This is a genomic window from Polaromonas sp. P3_C2 (assembly GCF_056402675.1).
The window spans coordinates 1-7,857 of the sequence record NZ_JBFUGX010000144.1; the positions used below are offsets into that span (position 1 = coordinate 1).

6 protein-coding genes and 1 pseudogene are annotated in these 7,857 nt (G+C 65.5%); 1 reads left to right on the forward strand and 6 read right to left on the reverse strand.

Features of this window, described 5'->3' with window-relative positions:
- Window positions 1-162: 162 nt before the first annotated feature.
- Together AC1DWI_RS08295 and pdxR are read right to left on the reverse strand one after the other, a co-directional pair.
- A complete protein-coding gene (locus AC1DWI_RS08295) occupies window positions 163-1,023 on the reverse strand; it encodes a PA4780 family RIO1-like protein kinase (RefSeq protein WP_477671492.1) in 861 nt (286 codons plus the stop codon).
- A 20-nt stretch (window positions 1,024-1,043) separates the two neighbouring features.
- Window positions 1,044-2,537, reverse strand: coding sequence for a MocR-like pyridoxine biosynthesis transcription factor PdxR (pdxR, locus tag AC1DWI_RS08300; RefSeq protein WP_477671491.1), 1,494 nt, complete (start codon window positions 2,535-2,537; stop codon window positions 1,044-1,046).
- A gap of 128 nt (window positions 2,538-2,665) precedes the next feature.
- Between pdxR and AC1DWI_RS08305 the strand changes: the two are divergent.
- A pseudogene (locus tag AC1DWI_RS08305) lies at window positions 2,666-3,367 on the forward strand (GNAT family N-acetyltransferase); the annotation flags it as partial.
- Window positions 3,368-3,492: 125 nt separating this feature from the next.
- Here the strand turns inward: AC1DWI_RS08305 and AC1DWI_RS08310 are convergent.
- The 4 genes from AC1DWI_RS08310 to AC1DWI_RS08325 form a co-directional block, all read right to left on the reverse strand.
- Window positions 3,493-3,957: an RcnB family protein gene (locus AC1DWI_RS08310; RefSeq protein WP_477671490.1), complete on the reverse strand. Its 465-nt coding sequence runs from the start codon at window positions 3,955-3,957 to the stop codon at window positions 3,493-3,495.
- A 121-nt stretch (window positions 3,958-4,078) separates the two neighbouring features.
- Window positions 4,079-5,098: a tRNA dihydrouridine synthase gene (locus AC1DWI_RS08315; protein WP_477671489.1), complete on the reverse strand. Its 1,020-nt coding sequence runs from the start codon at window positions 5,096-5,098 to the stop codon at window positions 4,079-4,081.
- Window positions 5,099-5,117: 19 nt separating this feature from the next.
- A complete protein-coding gene (locus AC1DWI_RS08320; protein ID WP_477671488.1) occupies window positions 5,118-6,377 on the reverse strand; it encodes a methyltransferase in 1,260 nt (419 codons plus the stop codon).
- A gap of 422 nt (window positions 6,378-6,799) precedes the next feature.
- Window positions 6,800-7,857, reverse strand: a 1,058-nt coding sequence (locus AC1DWI_RS08325) for an efflux transporter outer membrane subunit (RefSeq protein ID WP_477724661.1), incomplete at its 5' end; no start/stop codon positions are given.

Below are 7,857 nucleotides of genomic sequence, written 5' to 3' on the forward strand. Positions count from 1 at the left end.
GGTGATGGCGGTGGTGGGCGTGTTTGTAGACGGCAGCGCCCGCCCCATGGTGGCCGGCATCGCCGGATGCGCCTTGCTGGCGTATGTCACGGCACGCGTGACGCTGGGCGGCAAGCGCGCTGCCACTGCGCCGGCGCACTAGCGCCTCGCGAAAAGACGCACCTAACGGGCTTGTTGTATGCGCAGCCGCCGCGCTGACTCTTCAGCACGCGCATCGTCGATCTCACCCATCACGGCGCCGAGGTTGACCGGCCCGGTCTTGTGGGCAAAGCGGCCCGTCAGCACCGTCTCGGGCTGCAGCACGCCGCGCTGGTACAGGTCCCAGATCTCGCTGCCGTAGTCGGTTTGCAGCAGCTCCGGCGCAAAGCGGCCGAAGAAGCCGCGCAGGTTGGCCACGTCGCGCAGCAGCATGCGGCCCGCGTGGTTGTTGCCGGCGGCGTCCACCGCCTGCGGCAGGTCGATGATGACCGGGCCGGGCTGGCCATCTGTCACACCGAGCAGGATATTGAATTCCGACAAGTCGCCGTGCACAACACCGGCGCACAGCATGCGTACCACTTCCGTGAGCAGCGTGGCGTGGTGCAGGCGTGCGTCTTCAGGCGTGAATTCCACGTCGTTCAGGCGCGGTGCGGCGTCACCATGTTCGTCGGTCACCAGCTCCATCAGCAGCACGCCATCGCAAAAGTTGTGCGGTTTGGGCACGCGCACGCCGGCTGCGGCCAGCCGGTACAGGGCATCCACCTCGGCGCTTTGCCAGGCTGCTTCGGTGGCCTGCCGGCCGAAGCGCGTGCCCCTGGCCATAGCGCGCGCCTGCCGGGTGTTCTTGACCTTGCGGTTCTCGGTGTAGTCCACTGCCTGGCGAAAGCTGCGCTCGGTGGCGTCCTTGTAGACCTTGGCGCAGCGCGTTTCGTCGCCGCAGCGCACCACGTACACCATGGCTTCCTTGCCGCTCATCAGTTGCCGTACCACTGTATCGATCAGGCCTTCTTCGAGCAGCGACTGCAGCCTCTTGGGTGTTTTCATGGTGCCATTGTGCGCCGGGCTCAGCCTCCTGCCGTCAGCACCAGCTGCGACAGGCGTTTGACGAGAGGGTCCAGCAGCTCAGTCGCGGTGTTTCCGTAGCCCAGCACAAGGCCGTTGTCTTCAGGTGCCGGCGCCATGGCAAACGAGGAAAGCGGCATGGGCGCCATCCCGTACCGCCGGGCAGCTTCCGCAATGCGAACGTCCGCAAAGTCCCGCGGCAGCCGGACTGCCAGGTGCAGGCCGCCCTGCCCGCCTTCAATGACATGCGGAACGCGCAGGTGCCGCGTCAATGCTTCCCGCAGGGCATGCTGGCGCTCACGGTACAGCCGCCGCATTCGCCCCAGGTGGCGCACAAACTGCCCGGACTCGATGAAGCCGGCCATGGCAAGCTGCTCATGGCTGTGGCCGCCGCGAAGCATCTCGCGCAAGGCGTCCTGCGCTGAAGCCAGCAGTGGCTTTGGCATGACCAAAAAACCCAGGCGCAACGAGGGAAACATGGTTTTGGAAAACGTGCCGACGTAGAGCACAGGCGCATCGGCCACCAGGCCCTGCATGGCGCCTATGGGTTCGCCGGCGTGGCGGAATTCGCTGTCGTAGTCGTCTTCAATGATCCAGGCGCCGTGCCTGCGCGCGGCAGACATCAAGGCCAGGCGGCGTGCCACCGACATCACCACGCCAATCGGATACTGGTGCGAAGGCGTCGTGTAAATCAGCCGTGGCGTGCGTGAGCGCCAATCCGCCGCGCCGATGTGCAGGCCTTCGTCGTCCATGCGTTTCGGCACGATGCGCAGGTCACCCGCATGCATCGCTGCCTTGGCGCCCCGGTAGCCCGGGTCTTCCACCCAGGCCGTGTCGCCCGGGTTGGTCAGCAAGCGCACACACAGCATGAGCGCCTCCTGCGCCCCTTCCGTCACGATGACCTGCGCCGGCTCGCAATGCACGCCGCGCGTGATTGCCAGGTGGCGCGCAATGGCGGTGCGCAGTTCAGCCTGACCGAAAGGGTCGCCGTAATGCAGCGCCGCCGGCAAGGCCTCACGCACCGCGCGGTCCAGCATGCTGCGCCAGACGGCCAGCGGAAAGTGGGAAAGCGCCGGCACACCGGGGCGCAAGGCGGTGCTGGTGTCAAGGCGTGCGGGCCCCGACCGGATGCGGGACAGGCGCAGTGCCACGCGGGATGGCGCGGTGGCCTCGGGCTGCGCCTGTTGCGTGGCCGGGCGCAACAGAGCCGCCACGGTGCTTCCCTGCCGGTCGGCGCGGACATAGCCTTCGGATACAAGGTGTTCGTAGGCAATCGCCACGGTATTGCGCGAGACCGACAGGGTTTGCGCCAATGCGCGCGAGCCGGGCAGGCGGCTGCCCGCAGCCAGCTGGCTCTTGAGGATGGCCTCCTTGAGCCTGCGGTAAAGCTGGCGCTGCAAAGGCTCGGCGTCGGACCTGTCCAGTGGAGCTTCCAGGAAACCCTGCGGGGCGGAGTGCTTTGGAGCGGACTTGTTAGCGAAATTGGTAGAGGGCATCGCGCAAGGGTTGTTGAACGGCAAAGAATTTGGTCGCAGATCGTGGCACCACGAAATAACCACTTTATGGCACTTTATGAAGAGCCACAAAGATCTTAACCTAGGCGATCAAACTCACAGGAGCATCGATGACCACACGCACAAACGCCTACGGGCAACCCATTGGCGAAGCCATGCAGGGCTGGACAGCAAGACAAAGGCCGCCACGCATCACACTCGAAGGCCGGTATTGCCGCCTCGAGCCGCTGGACGCCAGGCGCCATGGCGACGACCTGTTCACCGCCTACGCCGCCGCACCCGACGGCCGGGCCTGGACCTACCTGGCCCCCGAGCCATTTACCGCGCGCAGCGATTTCGATGCCTACCTCGAACGCAACGCAGCCAGCGCCGACCCTTTGCATTACACGGTCGTGGACGCCGGCACCCAGCGCGCGGTCGGGACGCTGTCGCTGATGCGCATGGATACCGCCAACGGCGTCATTGAGGTAGGGCACGTGATCTTCTCGCCACTGCTGCAGCGCAGCCGCGCCTCCACCGAAGCCCAGTACCTGCTGATGAAGCTGGTCTTCGAAACGCTCGGCTACCGCCGCTACGAGTGGAAATGCGACAGCCTCAACGCGCCGTCACGCAGCGCGGCCGCCAGGCTCGGCTTCAGCTTCGAAGGCGTTTTCCGGCAGCTCCTCGTCTACAAGAACAGGACCCGCGACACCGCCTGGTTTTCCATCATCGACGGTGAATGGCCGCTCTTGAAGAAGACCTTTGACAGCTGGCTTTCACCGGATAACTTTGATGCACAGGGTGCGCAGGTTCTGGCGCTCACTGACATTCGCAGCCGCCTGATGCACAAAGCCCCCGCCGTGATGGCAGCCTGACGGCAGCACCACAGAAAGAGCTTCATTTCACCGAGGACTCAGGACGGCGCCGGGTATGGATTTCCCGGCGCCGCACCGAAAGTTCAGTTCAGCACCAGCTGCGCGATCACACCGGTGGCGATGGCGATGAGTGCATAGTCCGCGCCCACCTGCACCCACTGCTGGCCGCGCGGCGGCGCATGGAGGCGATGCCCGCGCCAGTCATTCACCACATACTGACGGCCGCGGTACTCATTTGGGATGCGGCCGCCGCGGTAGAACTGCGGGCCGTGACCATCGAAGTGGCGGTCATTGCGGGCATAACGGCGGTCGTCACGATGGTCAAAACCGCGCCCGCCGCGATCGTCTGCACGGGCGTCTGCGCGACCATAACCGGGACCATAGCCGGGACCATCGTCGCGACTGTAACCGGGACCGACAGACCCGCGCTGTTCAACACGGGGAGACTCACCGCGCTGGCTGCGCCCGTCGTAGCCTTGCGCAAACGAGAGCGAGGCAAAGCCCAGCGACGCGGCGGCGATGGCACACACAATGGCTTTTGATTTCATGATCGACTCCTTTGGATGGAAGAGCCTTCATGGTGTTCCGGCGACGTGTCGGCGCAGCAAAGCCGCGGGAGTGTTTGTGTAAAGCCTGGTTGCAATCTGTGCGGCGCTCAGACTTGGGCCTTCAAGCCATCACGGCCAAAGGCAAGCGCGCGGAAGGCTTGTCACTCTCGCCAGGTTGCAGCAGCTGAGCCAGCCATTCATCGATCAGCACGGGATCATTCACCGTCTTGATCGCCTGGTAGGCGACCTCCGCCTCCGGAAACCGCCGCCGCAAAAAATTCAACCACTGCTTGAGGCGCCCCGCTCTCGCACGTGTCTCAAGCCGTGAGCAGACGATGTGCCAGAACTCGGCGATCAGCGGCAGCAGCGTAGGCCAGCTTACAGCAGCATGGTGCCCACCAGCCATGTCGGCCTTGATCGCCAGCCCCAGGCCCGGGTCGCGCACCGCGCCGCGGCCGATCATCAGCACGTCGCAACCCGAAGCTTCACGGCAGCGCCGCGCATCTTCCACTGTCCATATCTCGCCATTGGCCACCACCGGAATCCTGACCGCGGCACGGATGTCGGCGATGCGTTCCCAGTAGGCGGGCGGTTTGTAGGCCTGGGCTTTGGTGCGGGCGTGCACCACGAGCTCGCCGGCACCGCCGGCTTCGATGGCGAGCGCGCATTCAACGGCACGCGCATCGTCTTCGTAGCCCAGCCGCATCTTGGCCGACACGGGCATGCCGGCCGGCACCGCCCGGCGAACCGCGCCGACAACGGCCGTCAGGGTTTCGGGCTCGCGCAACAGCGATGCACCGCCGCCGTGGCGATTGACCACCGCGGCCGGGCAACCAAAGTTCAGGTCAATGCCCGCCGGACCGAGGCCTGCGAGCCGCGCGGCATTCTCGGCCATGCAGCCCGGGTCGGAACCCAGCAGCTGCGCACGCACCGGCACACCGGCCAGYGTGCGGCCGCCGTGGTGCAGCTCGGGCACGATGCGATAGAACACGCGCTCGGGCAGCAGCTGGTCGGTGATGCGGATGAATTCAGAGACGCAGCGGTCAATGCCACCGACCCGCGTGAGGATGTCGCGCAGCACAAAGTCCAGCAGGCCTTCCATCGGGGCCAGCAGGACGGTAGCGCGTGGTTCAGTCTTCATCCCACCCAGCTTCTGGTTTCTATTTGGCGGCCAATCGCCACAGCGACGTGACTTCCGCCGCGCGCGCCGCATGCAGCGCATCGCTGGCGTCCGAGGCCTTGGGGTGATGCGGCTGCGCGTCCAGCCGGTCCACCACCTTGAGGCCCGCCGCATCGATCGTCGCCAGCAGCCAGGTGCGCGTGCGCAGGCCCAGGTGCTCGGCGATGTCCGACAGGATCAGCCAGCCCTCGCCTTTGGGCTCCAGGTGCGCCGCCAGGCCGTTGAGGAAACCCAGCAGCATGCGRCTGTCTTCGTCATACACAGCATGCTCCAGCGGGGAGCCGGGCCGCGCGGGCAACCACGGCGGGTTGCAGACGATGATGTGCGCCTTACCGTCGGGAAACAGGTTGGCTTCGCGCACCTCGACTTGTGGAAAGCCCAGGCGCTTGAGGTTGTCGCGTGCGCAAGCCAGCGCACGCGGGTCCTGGTCGGTGGCCACCACGCGCTGGATGCCGCTGCGCAGCGCCAGAACGGCGGCCAGCACACCGGTGCCGGTGCCAATGTCAAAACCGGTCAGGTCCTCGGTGCCTTCCGGCACGGGCGCCTGCGCCACCAGGTCGATGTATTCGCCGCGCACCGGCGAGAAAACGCCGTAGTGCGGATGGATGCGGTTGTGCGGCCCGTCTTCGCCGAGGGCGGGAATCGGCACGCCCTTGCGGCGCCATTCGTGCGAGCTGATGAAACCCATCAGCTCGCGCAGTGATGCAACCGAGGGAACCGTTCCATCCCGGGCTGGTCCCCAGGCTTCGGCACACGCCTTTTTGGCATCGGGCGCGCGGCGCAAGGGAATGCTGTAGTCCGCGTCAAACGGAATCAGCACCATGCCCAGCACGCGGGCACGCTGCGCCTGCGCCTGGCGGTGCAGGTGAAACGCTTCCGGGAACACCGGCGCGGCGGCTTCAACGGGGGCGCTGGCCTCTCCGGCTTTCTGGTCCTTCACGCGTTTCTCGCGCTTGGGTTTGGCCGGTTTGTCGACGCGGCGGGCCAGCGCCTGCAGCAGTAGCCGGGCATTCTGGAAGTCGCCACGCCAGAGCAGGCCCGTGCCTTCACAGGCCAGGCGGTAAGCAGCGTCGGCCGCGAGGGTGTCGTCAGCGATCACCACGCGCTTCGGCGCCGGCGCGCCGCGCTCGGAACGCCAGCGCGCAGAACGCGCCTCGCCGCCCTCCGTCCAGTGGATGGTGGCGGGCTCAGGAGAAGAGGCAACGGAAGAAGTGACAGGAACAGCAGGTGAAGCGGGCATCAGGGGGCAGACACAAAGAAGAACAAAGAAGGAAGCCAAGTGTTTTAACAGATGGCCAGCCCCAGCGGCTGCAAGCGCTGCCTAATCACTATCAATTTAATAGCTGCTCGCGCATGTCCTGATTGCGCCACAGCCACTTTTGGCACTCAAAAAAGGCCTTTTTGAAGGTCTACAGGCTATTTTGGGTGATCAAAAGGCTCCAAAACAGCGTTCAGAGCACTTTTCAGGTCATTTTCAGGACCGATTCAGGCCTCCAGCCCAATAGGAACCTGCGCCACCAGCTATCAATTAGATAGCAACAACCGGCAGAGAGCGCTTCCCTCCTCACCAGCAGGAGCCGCGGAACTGGCTCCGCCAGGCCGCAGGCGCCGTCCCCTGCAAGGGGAGAGGAGGCTACACGAAGTGAGCCTCAACAGGGGTGTTCAAGTGCTCCAGCCGCCACCCAGCGCCCGAATCAGACCCACCGTTGCCAGGTACTGCGCGGTCTTGACCTGCAGCGCCTGGCGGCGGTTGCGCAGTTCGCTGCGTTGCGCGTCCAACAGTTCAAGCTGGCTGACAAAGCCATTGCGGTAGCGTGAATCCGACAGCACCGTGGCGCGTGTGGCCGAAGCGACGGAACGCGACTGCGCTTCCGATTGCTCGGCCAGCAGGCGCAGGGCCGAGAGCTGGTCTTCCACGTCCTTGAAGGCGACGAGGATCTGTTCACGGTAGTTGGCCAAGGCGATGTCGAGTTCAGCATTCGCGTTCTGCACGCCGGCCTTGCGGCGTCCGCCGTCAAAGATCGGCAGCGAGAGCAAAGCACCCACGCCCCAGGCCTGGGTCGAAACCTTGAACAGGTCCTTGATCTCGGGCGCGGCATAACCTGCGTTGCCCGTCAGCGAAAAGGTCGGGAACCACGCAGCCTGGGCGACACCAACGCGGGCCTGCGCGGCCTGCATGGTGCTTTGCGCGGCAGACACATCGGGCCTGCGTTCCAGCACGGTGCTGGGCACACCGGCCGGGATGACCGGCAGCGCGGTCGACCACTCGGTGGGCGCGACGGCAAAGTTCGACGCCACCTCGCCCACCAGCACAGCCAGGGCATGCTCCAGCACGGCGCGGCGCTGGTCGAGCGCCAGTGCATCGGACTCGGTTGAGGCGACCTCGGTGCGCACACGGGCCACGTCGAGCTCGGCCACGTCGCCCTCCTTGAAGCGCACTTCCGTCAGGCGCAGCGTGTTGCGGTAAGCCTGCAGTGTGTCACGCACCAGCGTGCGTTCGGTGTCGAGCGCGCGCAGGTTGAGGTAGGTTTGCGCCACATCGGCCTGCACCAGCAGCTGGGTGCTGCGCAGCAAGGCTTCGCGCGATTTCGCATCCAGCGATGCGGCGTCAGAGTTCAGCGACAGCTTGCCGATCAAATCAACTTCATACGAAAAGTTGGCCGCCGCCGTCACCGTGGTCTGCGCGACGCGGTTGGTGGTGATGTTGCTCTGGCGCACGG

Coding starts and splice junctions, on each gene's coding strand:
- pdxR (WP_477671491.1), bottom strand. CDS start 2,537: ATGCCCTCTACCAATTTCGCTAACAAGTCCGCTCCAAAGCACTCCGCC.
- AC1DWI_RS08310 (WP_477671490.1), bottom strand. CDS start 3,957: ATGAAATCAAAAGCCATTGTGTGTGCCATCGCCGCCGCGTCGCTGGGC.
- AC1DWI_RS08295 (WP_477671492.1), bottom strand. CDS start 1,023: ATGAAAACACCCAAGAGGCTGCAGTCGCTGCTCGAAGAAGGCCTGATC.